This is a genomic window from Serpens gallinarum (assembly GCF_014836765.1).
Taxonomy (GTDB): domain Bacteria; phylum Pseudomonadota; class Gammaproteobacteria; order Pseudomonadales; family Pseudomonadaceae; genus Serpens; species Serpens gallinarum.
Window position 1 is genome coordinate 194,641 of the sequence record NZ_JACSQG010000006.1, and the last position, 15,499, is coordinate 210,139.

At 62.4% G+C, this 15,499-nt stretch carries 13 protein-coding genes; 5 read left to right on the plus strand and 8 right to left on the minus strand.

The window, feature by feature from the left end:
- Positions 1 to 13 precede the first annotated feature (13 nt).
- The gene (locus H9642_RS12720) at positions 14 to 1,219 is read right to left on the minus strand and encodes an acetyl-CoA C-acetyltransferase (protein ID WP_251836816.1); all 1,206 of its coding nucleotides are present in this window, start codon (positions 1,217 to 1,219) and stop codon (positions 14 to 16) included.
- A 398-nt stretch (positions 1,220 to 1,617) separates the two neighbouring features.
- Positions 1,618 to 2,505 (minus strand): AEC family transporter, encoded by an 888-nt coding sequence (locus H9642_RS12725; RefSeq protein WP_251836817.1) that lies wholly within the window; start codon positions 2,503 to 2,505, stop codon positions 1,618 to 1,620.
- Positions 2,506 to 2,592: 87 nt separating this feature from the next.
- Here H9642_RS12725 and H9642_RS12730 point away from each other — a divergent pair, with 87 nt between their 5' ends.
- Positions 2,593 to 2,952 carry a rhodanese-like domain-containing protein gene (locus H9642_RS12730; RefSeq protein WP_251836818.1) on the plus strand — a complete coding sequence of 120 codons (360 nt, stop codon included), beginning with the start codon at positions 2,593 to 2,595 and terminating at the stop codon, positions 2,950 to 2,952.
- A gap of 6 nt (positions 2,953 to 2,958) precedes the next feature.
- Here the strand turns inward: H9642_RS12730 and pap are convergent, their stop codons facing one another.
- Entirely contained in the window at positions 2,959 to 4,509 is a 1,551-nt protein-coding gene (gene pap, locus H9642_RS12735; protein WP_251836819.1) for a polyphosphate:AMP phosphotransferase, read from the minus strand.
- Positions 4,510 to 4,623: 114 nt separating this feature from the next.
- Here pap and mnmC point away from each other — a divergent pair, with 114 nt between their 5' ends.
- From mnmC to H9642_RS12750, 3 genes are all read left to right on the plus strand, one after another.
- Positions 4,624 to 6,585, plus strand: a complete 1,962-nt coding sequence (gene mnmC / locus H9642_RS12740) for a bifunctional tRNA (5-methylaminomethyl-2-thiouridine)(34)-methyltransferase MnmC2/FAD-dependent 5-carboxymethylaminomethyl-2-thiouridine(34) oxidoreductase MnmC1 (protein ID WP_251836820.1) — start codon at positions 4,624 to 4,626, stop codon at positions 6,583 to 6,585.
- 7 nt (positions 6,586 to 6,592) lie between these two features.
- Positions 6,593 to 7,348, plus strand: a complete 756-nt coding sequence (locus H9642_RS12745; RefSeq protein ID WP_251836821.1) for a sulfite exporter TauE/SafE family protein — start codon at positions 6,593 to 6,595, stop codon at positions 7,346 to 7,348.
- Between the two features lie 207 nt (positions 7,349 to 7,555).
- Positions 7,556 to 8,653 carry a TRAP transporter substrate-binding protein gene (locus H9642_RS12750; protein WP_251836822.1) on the plus strand — a complete coding sequence of 366 codons (1,098 nt, stop codon included), beginning with the start codon at positions 7,556 to 7,558 and terminating at the stop codon, positions 8,651 to 8,653.
- A 51-nt stretch (positions 8,654 to 8,704) separates the two neighbouring features.
- Here H9642_RS12750 and H9642_RS12755 read toward each other — a convergent pair whose 3' ends face one another.
- On the minus strand, positions 8,705 to 8,992 hold the full coding sequence (locus tag H9642_RS12755) for an Rdx family protein (RefSeq protein WP_251836823.1): 288 nt from the start codon (positions 8,990 to 8,992) through the stop codon (positions 8,705 to 8,707).
- 72 nt (positions 8,993 to 9,064) lie between these two features.
- Between H9642_RS12755 and H9642_RS12760 the strand changes: the two genes are divergently transcribed.
- Positions 9,065 to 11,251 (plus strand): patatin-like phospholipase family protein, encoded by a 2,187-nt coding sequence (locus H9642_RS12760; protein ID WP_251836824.1) that lies wholly within the window; start codon positions 9,065 to 9,067, stop codon positions 11,249 to 11,251.
- Between the two features lie 21 nt (positions 11,252 to 11,272).
- Here H9642_RS12760 and H9642_RS12765 read toward each other — a convergent pair whose 3' ends face one another.
- The 4 genes from H9642_RS12765 to H9642_RS12780 all read right to left on the minus strand — a co-directional run bounded on the left by H9642_RS12765 (position 11,273) and on the right by H9642_RS12780 (position 15,410).
- Positions 11,273 to 12,664 carry a DHA2 family efflux MFS transporter permease subunit gene (locus H9642_RS12765; protein WP_251836825.1) on the minus strand — a complete coding sequence of 464 codons (1,392 nt, stop codon included), beginning with the start codon at positions 12,662 to 12,664 and terminating at the stop codon, positions 11,273 to 11,275.
- A complete protein-coding gene (locus H9642_RS12770) occupies positions 12,664 to 13,098 on the minus strand; it encodes a MarR family transcriptional regulator (protein WP_251836826.1) in 435 nt (144 codons plus the stop codon). Before H9642_RS12770 ends, H9642_RS12765 begins: the two co-directional genes overlap by 1 nt.
- Positions 13,099 to 13,170: 72 nt before the next feature.
- Positions 13,171 to 14,187, minus strand: a complete 1,017-nt coding sequence (locus H9642_RS12775) for a DUF2804 domain-containing protein (protein WP_251836827.1) — start codon at positions 14,185 to 14,187, stop codon at positions 13,171 to 13,173.
- Between the two features lie 17 nt (positions 14,188 to 14,204).
- On the minus strand, positions 14,205 to 15,410 hold the full coding sequence (locus H9642_RS12780; RefSeq protein ID WP_433962701.1) for a GGDEF domain-containing protein: 1,206 nt from the start codon (positions 15,408 to 15,410) through the stop codon (positions 14,205 to 14,207).
- Positions 15,411 to 15,499 lie beyond the last annotated feature (89 nt).

Genomic DNA, 15,499 nt, shown 5'->3' on the forward strand with positions numbered 1-15,499 from the left:
CTTTTTCTCCGCCTTAAAGTCGTTCGATGATGGTGGCGATGCCCATGCCGCCACCCACGCACAGGGTGGCCAGGCCGTAGCGCTGATTGCGCCGCTCCAACTCGTCGAGCAGGGTGCCGAGGATGATGCAACCGGTGGCGCCCAGCGGGTGACCCATCGCAATGGACCCACCATTGACGTTGACCTTGTCCTCCGGCACGCCCATGTCCTTCATGAACTTCATCACCACTGAGGCAAAGGCTTCGTTGACTTCGAACAGGTCGATATCGCCCACCGACAGCCCAGCCTTGGCCAGCGCCTTGCGGGTGGCCGGACCCGGACCGGTGAGCATGATGGTCGGGTCGCTGCCGGTGACCGCCGTGGCGACAATGCGCCCGCGCGGCGTCAGCCCCAGCTCACGGCCCTTGGCCGCCGAGCCAATCAACATCAGCGCTGCGCCATCGACAATGCCCGAGCTGTTGCCCGGTGTATGGACATGGTTGATGCGCTCGACCTGGCTGTATTTGCGCAGCGCCGTGGCATCGAAGCCCAGCTGGCCCATCATCTCGAAGCTCGGCTTGAGGGCGCCGAGGCCTTCCAAGGTGGTTTGCGGGCGTATGAACTCATCATGATCGAGTACTACCACGCCGTTCTGGTCGATGACCGGCACCAGTGATCGGGCGAACAACCCTTCGGCGCGCGCCTGGGCGGCTTTTTGCTGGGAGCGCAGGGCGAACGCATCGACATCCTGACGGGAAAAACCTTCCAGCGTCGCAATCAGATCGGCGCCAATGCCCTGCGGCACGAACTGTGTGCTCAGGTTGGTCTCCGGGTCCAATGCCCAGGCGCCGCCATCCGAACCCATGGGCACGCGGGACATGGACTCCACGCCGCCGACCACCACCAGATCCTCAAAGCCGGAGCGTATTTTCATGGCGCCGAGATTCACCGCCTCCAGGCCCGAGGCGCAAAAGCGGTTGAGCTGCATGCCCGCAACCTGTTCGTCCCAACCGGCCACCAGAGCCGCCGTCTTTGCGATATCGGCGCCCTGATCGCCCACCGGGGTCACGCAACCCAGCACCAGGTCATCCACCTGGGCGGTATCCAGCCGGTTGCGTTGTTGCATGACGCGCAACAGCCCAGCGACCAGATTGACTGGTTTGACGCTGTGCAGCGCGCCGTCCTGTTTGCCTTTGCCGCGCGGCGTACGCACCGCGTCGTATATCAATGCTTCGCTCATGGCCTGGTCTCTTGTCATTGTTCTGGCATCCGGAATTCCGGTTCGCCCGTTACCTTAGACCCGGCATGACTATCGGCAATGACCAATACGCTCAGCTGCGTTGACGCCTGCGCTCAGACGAATGGCGCTGCGTGGCGGCTGGCCGGGCAACCCGTCTGCCGCACGCTTTTACCACGGCTGAGAAGTCCGCGCTCTGCACCCCTGCGGGCTGAGAACCAAGGGGTCTAACAGAACGTAGGGACCCAGATAGAGTCAATCAACAAGGCCCTGCGAAGCCCAACAACAAGAAGAAGGAATAAAATCATGCACAAAGAGCCGAAGAAAATTCGCCAGGCGGGCTGGATCGTGTGTGCGGTCGCCCTGGTCCTGATCCTGCCCAATCTGACCCGGTTGTTCAGCTAAAGAGGCAGCACCGGCAGCAACCAGGCCAGCAACAGCGGCAGGAACAGAAACGCCAGCAGCGTCGAACACAGCACCAGGCTTGCCACTTCTTCTGGAGCACGATTGGCGCGCACGGCGAACAGGTAGTTGAATACCGCCACCGGCATGGCCGATTGCAGAATCATCACATTCAGTGTCAAGGGTGGCAGCTCCAGCCAGGTGCCCACCAGCCAGGCCAGCGCCGCCCCGCTGCACACCCGCAGGCCGCCCTGCAGCATACCGTTGCCCAGATGCCGCACGCGGATCGAGGCCAGCGACACGCCAAGGGTCAGCAACATCAGCGGGATGGTCATGCCGGCCATCAGCCCCAGGGTGTTATCCAACCATCGCGGCAATGGCACCTGGAAGATCACCACTATGAGCGCGAGCATCACGCTGAGCATGGTCGGATTAAGCAGCAGCTTGCGCGGCGAACGTTCGCCGGCCAACAGCGCGCCGAGGCTGAATTGGCTGACGCACAGCACCATGAAGAACACCACGGCCAGCGCCAGACCCTGTTCTCCAAAGGCATACAGGCTGATGGGCAGGCCCAGGTTACCGGTATTGGAAAACAGGAAGGCCGGCACCAGCACCCGCCAGTCCTGGCGCCACAACCGGCTGGCCAACCAGCCGACCACGCCCATGAAGACGGTGACCAGCACGCAACCGAGCACCATTTCGGCAAATGCCTGCGGCTCCACACGGGTGCGCGTCAGCGCGGAAAGCACCAGGCAGGGCGTGCCGACATTCAGGGTCAGCTGTGCGATAAATGCCGTGGGGAACGCCTGCCCGCTACGCGCCCAGCCATAGCCGATACCCGCGGCAATCAGCACGGGAGCCAGAATGGCAAACAACTCGGCTAGCATGACGATCTCCACCAGAAAAATCCGTGCGATGCTATCACGCTGGAGGATGCTCTAGCCGCCCCTCAAACCCTAACGGAACCGTCTACCATGCGCCATTTACTGTTTGCCGCCGCCCTCGCGTTCAGCCTGCCGGCGTTGTCCGTGGAGGTTGACCAGGAAAGCGCCTTGCGGGCACTTGAACAACCCAACGCAGTCTTGATCGATGTCCGCAGCGACGCGGAATACGCCGCCGGCGCGCTGCCCGAAGCCCGGCATATCGTGCACACCCGAATCGCCGCACAGATCGACGACGTGGCCCCTGACAAGGACACGCCCATCGTGCTCTATTGCCGCAGCGGTAGCCGCTCATCCATTGCCCAGGACACCCTCCACGGACTGGGTTATCGCCAGGTATTCAATGCCGGCGGCTATGACGAATTGAAAACCGTGCTGGACAGTCGCGAGTAGCGCTCGTCACGAATGCGTCCTGACCAGGCGGCCGGTTCCGTCACGATGAAGACCGCAGGGCCGAGGCTGATTATTTTTGTTGAAGGCTGCTTCCAGTGCATCGTTGATCGTGCGCAGCACCTTGACCCGGGCAAAACGCTTGTCGTTGGCCTCCACCAGCGTCCAGGGAGCGATTTCCGTGCTGGTGCGGTCGACCATGTCTTCAACTGCCTCGACATAGGCGTCCCATTTTTCACGGTTGCGCCAGTCTTCCTCGGTGATCTTGAAGCGCTTGAATGGCGTGGCTTCGCGCTCCTTGAAGCGCTGGTACTGGGTGTCCTTATCGATCGACAGCCAGAACTTCACCAGCACCACACCATGCTCCACCAGGCTTTCCTCGAAGTCGTTGATCTCGCCATAGGCCCGCAGCCAGTCGGCTTGCGCGCAGAGTCCCTCGACCCGCTCGACCAGCACCCGGCCATACCAGGAACGGTCGAAAATGGTGAATTTGCCGCGCGCCGGCACGTGACGCCAGAAGCGCCACAGGTACGGCTGGGCAAGTTCTTCGTCGGTGGGCGCGGCAATCGGCACAATGCGGTATTGGCGTGGGTCCAGGGCACCGGTCACGCGGCGGATAGCGCCGCCCTTGCCAGCCGCGTCGTTACCTTCGAAGACCGCGACCAGTGCCTGGCGGCGCATGCGCTTGTCGCGCATCAAATGCGCCAGCCGTGCCTGCTCGGTCGCCAGCTGCGCCTTGTAGTGGTCTTTGCTTAGCACCTGGGTCAGGTCCAGGCTGTTGAGCAGGCTGCGATTATCTGGACTGGCCACCAAGGGCGCGGCATGAGGTGCCGGCGTGGCACCCCGGCCCGACTGCAGCGCCGCCTGCAACCCCTGGAGCAGAATGCGCCCGGTGGTCAGGCTGCGATAGTACGGATCCACCCCTTCAATCACATACCAGGGTGCGTAATCGCGGCTGCTGCGGCGCAAGATTCGTTCGCCATGATGAACGAAACGGTCATAGGTTTTCGACTGCTGCCAATCCAGCGGACTGAGACGCCAATTGTGCAGAGGATCATCGGCCAGGCTTTTCAGGCGAGCCTGCATGTGGTGCCTGGATAAATGGAACCAGAACTTGAAAATCAGCGCGCCTTCATCGCACAGCATGCGCTCCAGGCGCAGGGCGCGATTGATGGACTGATCCAGCTGGGCATCCTTGGTCCGTCCGTTGACCCGGTTCTGCAGCATCTGGCTGTACCAATTGCCGAAGAACACCCCGATCCGGCCTTTTGCCGGCAGCTGCCGCCAGTACCGCCACTCCGGCGGGTGCGCCAGCTCTTCATCGGTCTGGAGGTCGAAGGTTTCTACTCGAATCAGGCGCGGGTCCATCCACTCGTTGAGCAGTTTGACCGTTTCGCCCTTGCCGGCGCCTTCGATGCCATTGATCAAAATGATGACCGGAAAGCGCGCCTGCTGGCGGAGTTCATACTGGGCTTCCAGCAGCGCCTCACGTAGGGCGGGCTCGGCGGCCTCATAGGTTTTCTTGTCGATGGCGTGGCCGATTTCGGCGGATTCGAACATAGGGGTATTCCTGGACTGCAGGGCGTCAGACTAACGGAACGCGACTCCATCGACAAAACCGAAATTGCCAGCGTGGGCGTTACACTACGCGTCTCGTTTTTCCCGGTGCCTGCCATGTCTGACGCTTCAGAAGCCCACCTCGATTGGGATGATCACGGCCAACCGCTGTCGCGGCAGTTCGGCGATGTCTATTTCTCCCGCGCCAGCGGCCTGGAGGAAACCCGCTACGTGTTCCTGGCCAACAATCAGTTGCCAGAACGTTTTGCCGCCCTGCCGACGGGCGGACGGCTGGTGATTGGCGAAACCGGCTTTGGCACCGGGCTGAATTTTCTCTGCGCCTGGCAGGCCTTTGACCAACTCGCCCCGCACGACGCTCGCCTGCATTTCGTCAGCGTCGAAAAGTATCCGCTCACACGCGACGATCTCGAGCGCGCCCTGGCCTTGTGGCCGGAGCTGCAGGCTTTCAGCGCCCAATTGCTGGCTCTGTACGTCGGCATCCAGCCGGGTTTTCAGCGCCTGCTGTTTGACGACGGCCGGGTGGTGCTGACTCTACTGATTGGCGATGTGCATGACTGCCTGCCGCAGCTCGATGCGCGCATCGACGCCTGGTTCCTGGATGGCTTCGCGCCTGCCAAGAATCCGCAGATGTGGACGCCCGAGTTGTTCACTCAATTGGCCCGACTCTCAGCCCCCGGTGCCACACTGGCCACCTTCACCTGTGCGGGCCTGGTGCGCCGCGGCCTCAACGAGGCCGGTTTTGTCATGGCCAAGGTGCCCGGCTTTGGTCACAAGCGGGAAATGCTCGCCGGGGCGTTTCACGACCAGGTAAACGACATTCAAAAACCCTGGTTCGCGCGTCCGCCCCGGCCGAGCGAACGCCGTGCCCTGGTGATCGGTGCTGGGCTGGCCGGCTGCGCCAGCGCCGCCAGCCTGGCGGCACGGGGCTGGCAGGTGACGGTGCTGGAGCGCCACGCCGCGCCCGCCCAGGAAGGTTCCGGCAATCCCCAGGGCGTGCTGTACCTGAAGCTGTCCGCCCACGGTACAGCGCTCTCGCAATTGGTGCTCAGCGGATTTGGCCATACCCGTCGCCTGCTGGAACGCCTCGAACGCGGCGTCGACTGGGACGCCTGCGGCGTGCTGCAACTGGCCTTTAACGCCAAGGAAGCCGAGCGCCAGGCTCAGCTCAGCGCCGCTTTTCCGCCCAGTCTGTTGCATGCTGTAGATCAGTCGGCCGCCGAACGACTGGCGGGTGTTGCCCTACCCAGCGGCGGGCTGTTTTTCCCGGAAGCCGGCTGGGCCCATCCGCCCGCGCTGTGCCGGCTGCTGAGCAGTCATGCCAACATTCAGTTGCTTACCCACCATGACGCCTTGAGCTTGCAGCGCGAGAACGGCGAATGGCGGGCGCTGGGCGCTGACGGCGTGCTGGCCAGCGCACCAGTGCTGATCCTGGCCAACGCCGCCGATGCCAAAGCCTTCGCCCAGACCGCCGAACTGCCGCTCAAGCGCATTCGCGGACAGATCAGTTGCCTGCCCGCTACCGACGCCAGCCGGGAGCTGAGCACCGTGGTGTGCGCCGACGGTTATGTGGCCCCGCCGCGCGCCGGTGAACACACCCTGGGCGCAAGTTTCGACCTGAAGAACCAGCATCAAGGCGTCACCCCGGAAGAACACCAGAGCAACCTCGAGCTGTTGCGAGGGATTTCCGAGGATCTAGGCCAGCGCTTGCACATCGATCAGCTCGATCCCGCGCAGATGCAAGGGCGGTCCGCCTACCGCTGCACCAGTTCCGACTACCTGCCGCTGGTGGGTCCGCTGGCCGACAGCAGGGCATTCGCTGAGGTCTATGCCGCGCTTGGCAAGGATGCCCGGCAAACGCCCGATCTGCCCTGTCCCTGGCTTGATGGCCTGTATCTCAATCTTGCCCACGGCTCGCGCGGTGTGGTCACCGTGCCCTTGTCTGGAGAATTGCTCGCCGCCTGGCTGGAAGACGAGCCGTTGCCGCTGCCGCGCGCGGTGGCCGAAGCCTGCCATCCCAATCGCTTCGCGCTGCGCCAACTGATTCGCGGCCAGGACTGAACACGCCATGGAATGGATGATCATCGAGGGATTAGGCATCGGCCTGATCCTCGGCCTGCTGTTGGGGCTCACCGGCGCGGGCGGCTCGCTGGTCGCCCTGCCGCTACTGCTCAGCCTGCAACTGCCGTTGCGCGACGCCATCGGCGTCAGCCTGGGCGCCGTGGCCATGTCCGCGCTGATTGGCGCGATTCCCCGTGCCCGCCTTGGCCAGGTGGCCTGGCGCCCAGTGCTGTTGCTGGCGATCTGTGGCCTACCGGGCAACGCCATCGGCCAGTGGCTGGGTCGCCACCTTCCGGAAAACGTCCTGATCGTCTGCTTCTGCGTACTAGTGCTCTGGTCGGCCCGGCGCATGTGGCGGGGTGCCGGCCTGGATCGACAGGCTGTGACCCACACCCGGCCTGCTGCGTTGCTGTTGGTCGGTCTGGCCGTGGGGGTGCTGTCCGGACTGATGGGGGTCGGCGGGGGGTTCCTGATCGTCCCCGCCCTGCTCTGGTTTACCTCGTTGTCGCTGCTCAGCGCCATGGCTACGTCAATGGCAGTCATCGCGCTGGTCAGCGGCGGTGGTTTTCTTCTTTACCTCACCGATGCTCACCCGCCGCTGTTGTTGCTCGGCGGCCTGGCCGCCGGCGGTGCCAGCGGGGTGCTGACCGGCAACCTGTTGGCGCAGCGGCTCAACAGCCAGATCCTGCAACGCCTGTTTGCCGTGATGCTGGTCATCGTGAGCATCTCCCTGGCGGTGCAAAAGTTGATCACGGCGGCCTGAGGCTCCCCTCTTAACTAGACCAAAGGCCATCATGAGTCCGATAAAGGTTGTGAAGCGAATTGGCGCTGCATTATTGTGCCCACGGCCTCGACCTTGATCGCAGGCTCTGCCTCGCCTCCTCAGGCAATTCGGGCGGCCGCGGCGGCCCTCACCGCCGTCCGCCGCGCCGACTGAGAGGGGCATTCACACTCTTGGGGAAAACTGTTCATGAATCGACGCCACCTGCTCGGTGCAACCACCGCGCTCTTGATGGCACTCGGCCTGACCGCGTGCAAAGACGAACCCACCCAGAGCGCCGCACAAACTGCCGCTGCACCGGTCGAGACCGTGCACTGGAAAATGGTCACCACCTGGCCTAAGAACTACCCGGCCCTGGGGACCGGCGCCGATGACTTCGCCAAGCGCGTCAACCGCATGAGCGATGGCCGCCTGAATATCAAGGTGTACGCCGCCGGTGAACTGGTACCGGCCATGGAAGTCTTCGACGCGGTCTCCCGTGGCACTGCGCAGATGGGCCACGGTCCTTCCTATTACTGGAAAGGCAAGGTACCGGCTGCGCAATTCTTCACCTCAGTGCCCTTCGGCCTGGCCACCCATGAATTCCATTCCTGGCTGAGCTTTGCCGGCGGTATGCAGTTGTGGGAGGAAGCCTACGCCCCGCACGGCGTGAAGCCGCTGCTTGGCGGCAACTCCGGCATGCAGATGGGCGGTTGGTTCAACAAGGAAATCAACAGCGTCAATGACCTCAAGGGTTTGAAGATTCGCATGCCCGGCCTGGGCGGCGAAGTGATCGGCAGCATCGGCGCTACGCCGGTCATCGTTCCCGGCAGCGAAGTGTTCACCGCGCTGCAGACCGGCATGATCGACGCCACCGACTGGGTCAGCCCCTACAACGACCTGGCGTCCGGCATTCACAAGGCCGCCAAGTACTATTACTACCCGAGCTGGGCGGAACCGCAGGCGGCCATTGAGCTGCTGGTCAACAAGGAAGCCTGGGACGCGCTGCCCGACGATCTGCACGCGATTCTCGAAGAAGCCGCCCGCGGCTCGGTGCAGTTGATGCTCGACGAATACGTCTATCACAACGCCAAAGCACTGCAGGAACTGCAAAAGCAGGGCGTACTGCTGAAGAAATTCCCCGATGAGGTCATCGCTGCCCTGCGTGAGCAGTCCGAGGTGGTGATGGATCAGTTCGCCCAGACCAGCGACCTCAATCAGCGCATCTGGACGTCCATGAAGGCGTTCCGTGAAGAAGTCGGCCCGATGAGCGACGTCACCGACAAGCAAATCTACAACTGGCGTTGATCCTCTCGGCCTCCCTGCCGCAACGGTAGGGAGGCCGGCAAACGCCGGGATTCAACGTTTCCGTTCGTTATGCCCGAGGTCACGCGCCGGATCGATACGGTCGCGCACCCGTTGCTTGAGCTCCTTGGCTTCCGGAAAGCCACCGTCTGCCTTGCGCTCCCAGATCTGCTCGCCGTTACAGGTAATGCGAAAGACCCCGCCGCTCGCCGGTTCCAGACTCACCCTGCCCAGATCTTCGGCAAAGGTACTGAGCAGCTCCTGCGCCAACCAGGCGGCCCGCAACAGCCATTGGCATTGCGTGCAATAAGTAATGACGATTTCGGCTTTGTGTTGCTGCATACAGCGCTCTGAATAAAAAATCGGGGCCCCTATAATAGCCAGCCCTCCCCTTCGGCGTTTGCGGATGTGTCCATGCGTCGCATGCTGTTTTGTCTGTTGTTGATCCTTCCCCTGTGTATTTCGAGTGTGCAAGCCGCCGAGAGAATCGGCCTGGTCCTGTCCGGCGGTGCCGCGCGCGGCCTGGCCCACATTGGTGTGCTCAAGGCACTCGAAGAACAGGGAGTGCCGATCCATGCCATCGCGGGCACCAGCATGGGCGCGGTCATTGGCGGCTTGTATGCATCAGGCTATCGCGCGGAGGAAATCGAAGCGCTGGCCTTGCGCATGGACTGGCAGCAGGTATTGTCCGACTCACCGCCGCGCAAGGACATCCCGTTCCGGCGCAAGCAGGACGATCGCGACTTTCTCGTTCAGCAACAACTGAGCTTCCGCGACGACGGCAGCCTGGGCCTGCCGCTGGGCGTGATCCAGGGCCAGAACCTGGCCCTGTGGCTGGAAAGTCTGCTGGTCAACAGCAGCGATACCCGTGATTTCGACCAACTGCCGATTCCCTTTCGCGCTGTGGCGACCGATATCGCCAGCGGCGAAAAGATCGTGTTCAACACCGGACATCTGCCCCTGGCGATCCGTGCCAGCATGTCGATTCCCGCTGTTTTCGCGCCGGTCGAGGTTGACGGCCGGCTGCTGGTCGACGGCGGCATGGTGGACAACATTCCCATCGACGTGGCCAGAAGCATGGGCGTCGATCGGGTCATCGTCGTTGATATCGGCACGCCGCTTATGGAGCGCAAGGACTTGCTCACCGTGGTCGACGTACTCAACCAATCGACCACGCTGATGACCCGCAGCAACTCCGAAGTCCAGCTCGCCACGCTGAAAGCCGACGACATCCTCGTGCAACCGGAACTGAGTGGCTATGGTTCCACCGATTTTGGCCTTGTTTCACCCCTGATCGCCGCCGGCTATCAGGCCACGCAACGCCTCGCCACACGCCTGGCAGCCCTTGTTCCTCCCATGGCGCCCGCCGCGAGCATTGCCGCCCGCCAGGCAGCCGAAGACCGCAGCCCACTGATCACCGCCGTCCATATCGAAAACACCTCCAAGGTCGACAATCAGGTGATTCGCCGGCACATCCGCCAGCCGGTGGGTCAGCCACTGGATCTGCAACGCTTGCAGGTCGACATGGGTACGCTCTACGGCCTCGATTATTTCGAGCAGGTGCAGTACCGCGTGGTGCGTCACCGGCACCTGGAGAACACGCTGGTGATCAGCGCGCGGGGTAAGCGCGCCGGCACCGATTATCTACGCCTGGGTATCAACCTGTCGGATGATTTCCGCGGTGACAGTGCGTTCAACATCGGCGCCAGTTACCGGGTCAATGGCATCAACCGCCTGGGTGCCGAATGGCTGACGCGCGTTCAACTGGGTGATCATCAGGATCTGTACAGCGAGTTCTATCAGCCCCTGGATGCCGGTTCACGTTACTTTGTTGCGCCCTATCTGCAAGCCACCGCGCAGAATATCGAGTCGATCCTCGACCGTGACCCGATCGCTGAATACCGCCTGGAGCGCTATGGCCTGGGTTTCAATGTGGGTCGGCAGATCGGCAACTCCGGCGAAATCCGCCTGGGCGTTGGCCAGAATTGGGGCGAGGCCAATGTCAGAATCGGCGATCAGGACCTGCCCAGCTTCAGCTTCAACGAGGCTTACACCGAGCTGCGTTACTCCTTCGATACGCTGGACAGCCTCGACTTTCCCCATTCCGGCGAAGACCTCAGCCTGGTCCTGCGCCATCATGAGCCGCAACTGGGCGGCGACCTGCGCTATCGGCAATGGCAACTCAACGCCACCAAGGCGCTCAGCCATGGCGCGCATACCCTGCTCATCGGCGGTCGCTACGCGCGTACCCTCGACGACGCCGAGGTGGTGACCTCGAGCTTCCTGCTCGGCGGTCCGCAGCAATTGTCTGGCTTCAGCCAAGGCGCCATCTCCGGGCAGAACATCGGCCTGGGCCGGCTGGTGTATTACCGGCGCATGACCCAACAGGCATTTCTGCCCCTGGATTTTCCGGTCTACCTGGGAGCCTCACTGGAACGAGGCCGCGCCTGGAACCGCGACAACGACTTCGACAGCGGCGTGATCACGGCCGCCAGCCTGTTCCTCGGCTATGAAACCCCGCTCGGCCCGCTGAACCTGGGCTATGGCTTCAACGATGAAGATGAGCAGGCGCTGTATTTCAACCTGGGTAGCAGCTTTTGACCAAAGCCGCAGGCCGCGAGCTCATGACGTCTGGCTCTGCACACGCATACCCCACGCAGCGACTATCGCCAGCAGGAAAATCGCGGCGCTCAGCCAGAAGGTGTGCTGGAAGGCCAGCACATCACCGGCCGATGCGCTGCGCCACTCGAGAAAGTAGGTCAGCAGGTTCACGCCGAACGCACCGCCGAGCTGGCGGATGAAGGTGATCGCCCCCGCCCCGGAGGCCAACTCGTCCGCCGGCAAGCCGCTCAGCGAGCCACTTGTCAAGGCTGGCAGCAGCAGGCCCAGTCCGCCGCGCCCGATACTCGCCCACAGACAGAATGCAAAGAATGAAGCCGTGCTGGGCAATAGGCCGAATACCAGCGATGACAGGGCGCAGACAGCCAGACCAGCCGCCATGATCCAGGCCACTTGCCAGCGATCGCATAGCCAGCCACTGAGGTACGAGGCCGCACCCAGCGCCAGGCCGGCGGGCAACAGCAGCATGCCGGCCTGTCCGGCGCTGTAGCCCTCTATGGTCTGCAAGAACAGCGGGATCAGGTAGATCATCCCGTACAGCCCCATACCGATCACCGCCGCCACCCAACTGGCACTGCGAAAGGCGGCATGCCGCCAGAGCGTGAAGTTCAGCAAGGGCTGGGCATGGGTGCGACTGCGCCGCACAAACCAGGTCGCGGCGAGCACGCCGAGCAGACCGGCCGCATAGGCGCGTGAACTGCCCCAGCCCACGCGCTGGGCTTCGGCCAAGGCCAGCAGCAAGGCGAATAGCGCCAGGTTGAGCAGGACGAAACCCCACAGATCCAGCTTGGAGACGCCCGGCTGGCGATCGCTGGGTAACAGGCGGGCGCTCAGCAATACCACAGCACACAATGGCAACGGCAGCCAGAACACGGCCAGCCAGCCAAAGTGATCCACCAGATAGCCGCCCAGGCTCGGCCCCAGGCTGGGCGCCACCGTCACGCCAAGGGCGTATACCCCCAAGGCTTTGCCGCGCCCGCCGCTGCTGAACACCCGAAAAATCAGCACTGTGGCCAGGGGCTGGATAATCCCGGCGCAGAACCCTTGCACGATGCGCAAGGCAATCAACTCCCAGCCCTGTGTCGCCAGCGGCGCCAATAAGGTGGTGAAGATAAACAGCCATAACGCATATTGGGTAGTGCGCCGCGCGCTCAGACGCGACTGTGCCCAGGCGGCCAGCAGCAGCCCCGAAGTCATTGATGCGAGAAAACCTGTAGACAGCCATTGCACCATAGGACGCCCCATGGCGAACTCGTCCATGATCGCCGGCAGCGCGACGAAGATCGTGGTGGTGGACAACACCATGGCGATGGTGCCGAGCATCAGCACAACCAGCATCCACTGGGGATAGCGCGGCCCGAAGCGGGCGCACAAATCATCCAGTGTCTCAGCCATCACAGCGCTTCGAGATTGGCCAGAATCCGCGCGTGGACGCGCTTGCAGTGCTCCAGGTCAGCAGGCGGTATGCCGGCGAGCAATTGGCATCGCAGCTGGTCGGCGATGGTGCGAATCGTGTCGATCAACGGATGCGCCTGCTCACAGAGCATGACGTTCTTGGCGCGTCGATCATTGGGGACTTCCTGACGGCGTACCAGCCCCTGCGCTTCCAGGCTATCCAGTAGCCGGGCCAGGGTCGGGCCTTCTACACCGACGCTTTGCGCCAGTTGCCGCTGGGTAGGAGGTTCGGGAAAGCGTGACAGGTGCAGCAAGACCAGCCAGCGTGCCTGGGACAAACCCAGTTCGGCCAGGCGGCGGTCCAACTCAGCTCGCCAGGAGCGTGACAACTGGGTCAACTGCATGGCGAAGAGATGTTGATCAAACTCGTTCATGGACTGTTCTTGTAAGAGCTAATCATTAGGCGGCTAATAATAACCGTGAATGGGCACGATGGCCCACTTCGCTCACCATTTTGCGTACTGGTCCTCGACGAACCCCCATATCCCGTCGATGGGCACCACGGGCCTGCCCAGGGGACGCAGCTCACCGGAGAACCGACCGAAGATCTGTTTGAAGTTGCTGGCCAGAAAGCCCAGGTTCAACCGTTCGCGGTGCATGCCTTCGCCCGTGAAACGCAGCTCCACCTGACCGTCACCGGAGCGAATATGCCAAGGGTGCAGCGGTTGGTCGCGATCGAATTGAAACCTCACGCCGTCCACCTTGAGCAACTCGCCGTCCAGCCAAAAACAATTTTCGCTGAAGCTGGTTTCATTGACCCCGCAGGACAGGTTGAGCCCAACCCGAACGTCGCCTACCTGAGCGGACAGACAAGCCCAGTTCCAATGGGTTTCCGGGCGCATGTAACCGCCTGACCAATCGTGATGGGCGAAGGCGTTCAGGGCCGCCAGGTCAAAATTGCCCAGTGCGCTGCGCACCTGGCCCCGGCACCGCACCCCGGCGACCTTTTGCGCATACACCCAGCCATTCACGGCGGTCGGCGTGCAGATATGCATCGGCTGAAAGGCGGGTTCACGCTCGCTGAAGCGGGCATCGATGCGCAGCCCATCATCCAGCTCCACCAGCAGGCGTTTCTCACCCGTGGCGGCGCAGTTTTCCAGTCGCAGCCGATTACGACCCTGGATCAGCTCGCACACACCGTCATCCGGCGTCTGGCTGAAGACAGTGCCGAACCCCAGCGGCAACTTGAACTGGCGCTGCAGCAAACGCCCGCTGGCAGGGTGAAACAAATAGACGAAACCGATTCCGACCAGACTCAGATTGGCCAACGCACAGCCGCCGATCAGCTCGTCGCTGATCACCCCGAAATACTGGAACTGGTGGAAGCGGCGCCATTTGGCCAATGCACCCGAACGACGCCCCATCGGTGAGCGAAAATCGAAATCGCGGTAATTCACCTGTTTAGGTGCGCTCTTGAAGATGCCGTAGTGCGGCTGGCCATCGGCCTGGATCAATCGCTCCATGACAGACTGCTCTCGTGCTAGATCGTAGTTTCGGTGAGCATCGGTTGCCCACAGGCGCTGACCGCGATGCGATTGCGCCCGCTGTTTTTCGCCTCGTAGAGGAGCTGGTCCGCTCGCGCGTACAGCTCCTTCAGGCTGACATTGGTATCGTTGCTGTTTAGGCAGGCCACCCCAATGGACATGGTCACCACCGGCGCGGTGGATGACTGCGCGTGCTCGATGCCGAGCCGCTCAAGGCTTCCGCGCACCTGCTCCGCCGCCTCACGGGCGTCATCGGCATCGCTGCCATACAACAGCAAGGCAAATTCTTCGCCGCCCATGCGCACGGCCATATCCAGCGGACGTCGCGCCCGCTCCTCCAGCAAGCGGCCGATGCGTTGCAACACGTCATCGCCGGCCTGGTGGCCATAGCAATCGTTATAGGCCTTGAAATGATCGACATCGCACAAAAGCATGGCCAGCGGCTGGCCTTCGCGTAGGCCCTGGCGCCACACACGGTCGAACTGACGGCGGAAGCTGCGCCGATTATGCAGGCCCGTCAGGCTGTCGCAGTCAGCCATGACCTTGAGCAAGCGCCGGGACAGGAAATGTTCGCGAGACTTGTATTCCAGCTGATAGCACCCGACCGCGCCGATCAGAATGCCGAACAGCAAATACAACAGGACATAAAGTAAACGGACCACGGCCGCGCCAAACAACAGCTCAAAGCCGATATAGGTCACCAGCACTACCACCGAGCATGCGAGTGCCTCGGACAGTCGCAAGCCGGCCAGAAAAAAACCGGCCATGCACACCAGCAACAGGCCTTCTTCCGGGTAGGCCGGATCGATCCGGTGGGCCAGCGCCACCACGGCAGCCGAACCGATGCCCAGCGCCAGAATGCAGGCCAGGGTCAACGGCACCAACAAGTTGGTACGTCGACTGCACAGGATCAAGCCACCACATACCAGCAGCAATGCGCTTACTGCCACGCGTACGACGAGCATGGCATCGCGTTCCGGACTGTCGACCAAGCGCAGGTCCAGCAAGGTCTGCGCCATCCAGATAAGGATGGCGGCCAGCAATGAAATACGTTTGAGATCGAAGCTGTGCTCAAGCTGGTAGGCGCGATACTGTTCCTCCAGCGGCGCTGCGAATCGCAGCCGGGTGAACCCTTGAGCCAATTGTTCGGCATAGGGGTTGGCTCGAACATCGTCGAGCCAAGTCTGCGGTCGATTACCCACAATCAGTCCTTTGGTCGGAGCACGATCTCACCCTATACGCTCGCGGAAAACGCCACAAGACTTGAATGAGGACCGCCAGAAAACCGCCA

Excerpts from the sequence above, each read along its gene's own strand:
- H9642_RS12720 (WP_251836816.1), bottom strand. The coding sequence starts at position 1,219 with ATGAGCGAAGCATTGATATACGACGCGGTGCGTACGCCGCGCGGCAAA.
- H9642_RS12725 (WP_251836817.1), bottom strand. The coding sequence starts at position 2,505 with ATGCTAGCCGAGTTGTTTGCCATTCTGGCTCCCGTGCTGATTGCCGCG.
- H9642_RS12730 (WP_251836818.1), top strand. The coding sequence starts at position 2,593 with ATGCGCCATTTACTGTTTGCCGCCGCCCTCGCGTTCAGCCTGCCGGCG.
- pap (WP_251836819.1), bottom strand. The coding sequence starts at position 4,509 with ATGTTCGAATCCGCCGAAATCGGCCACGCCATCGACAAGAAAACCTAT.
- mnmC (WP_251836820.1), top strand. The coding sequence starts at position 4,624 with ATGTCTGACGCTTCAGAAGCCCACCTCGATTGGGATGATCACGGCCAA.
- H9642_RS12745 (WP_251836821.1), top strand. The coding sequence starts at position 6,593 with ATGGAATGGATGATCATCGAGGGATTAGGCATCGGCCTGATCCTCGGC.
- H9642_RS12750 (WP_251836822.1), top strand. The coding sequence starts at position 7,556 with ATGAATCGACGCCACCTGCTCGGTGCAACCACCGCGCTCTTGATGGCA.
- H9642_RS12755 (WP_251836823.1), bottom strand. The coding sequence starts at position 8,992 with ATGCAGCAACACAAAGCCGAAATCGTCATTACTTATTGCACGCAATGC.
- H9642_RS12760 (WP_251836824.1), top strand. The coding sequence starts at position 9,065 with ATGCGTCGCATGCTGTTTTGTCTGTTGTTGATCCTTCCCCTGTGTATT.
- H9642_RS12765 (WP_251836825.1), bottom strand. The coding sequence starts at position 12,664 with ATGGCTGAGACACTGGATGATTTGTGCGCCCGCTTCGGGCCGCGCTAT.
- H9642_RS12770 (WP_251836826.1), bottom strand. The coding sequence starts at position 13,098 with ATGAACGAGTTTGATCAACATCTCTTCGCCATGCAGTTGACCCAGTTG.
- H9642_RS12775 (WP_251836827.1), bottom strand. The coding sequence starts at position 14,187 with ATGGAGCGATTGATCCAGGCCGATGGCCAGCCGCACTACGGCATCTTC.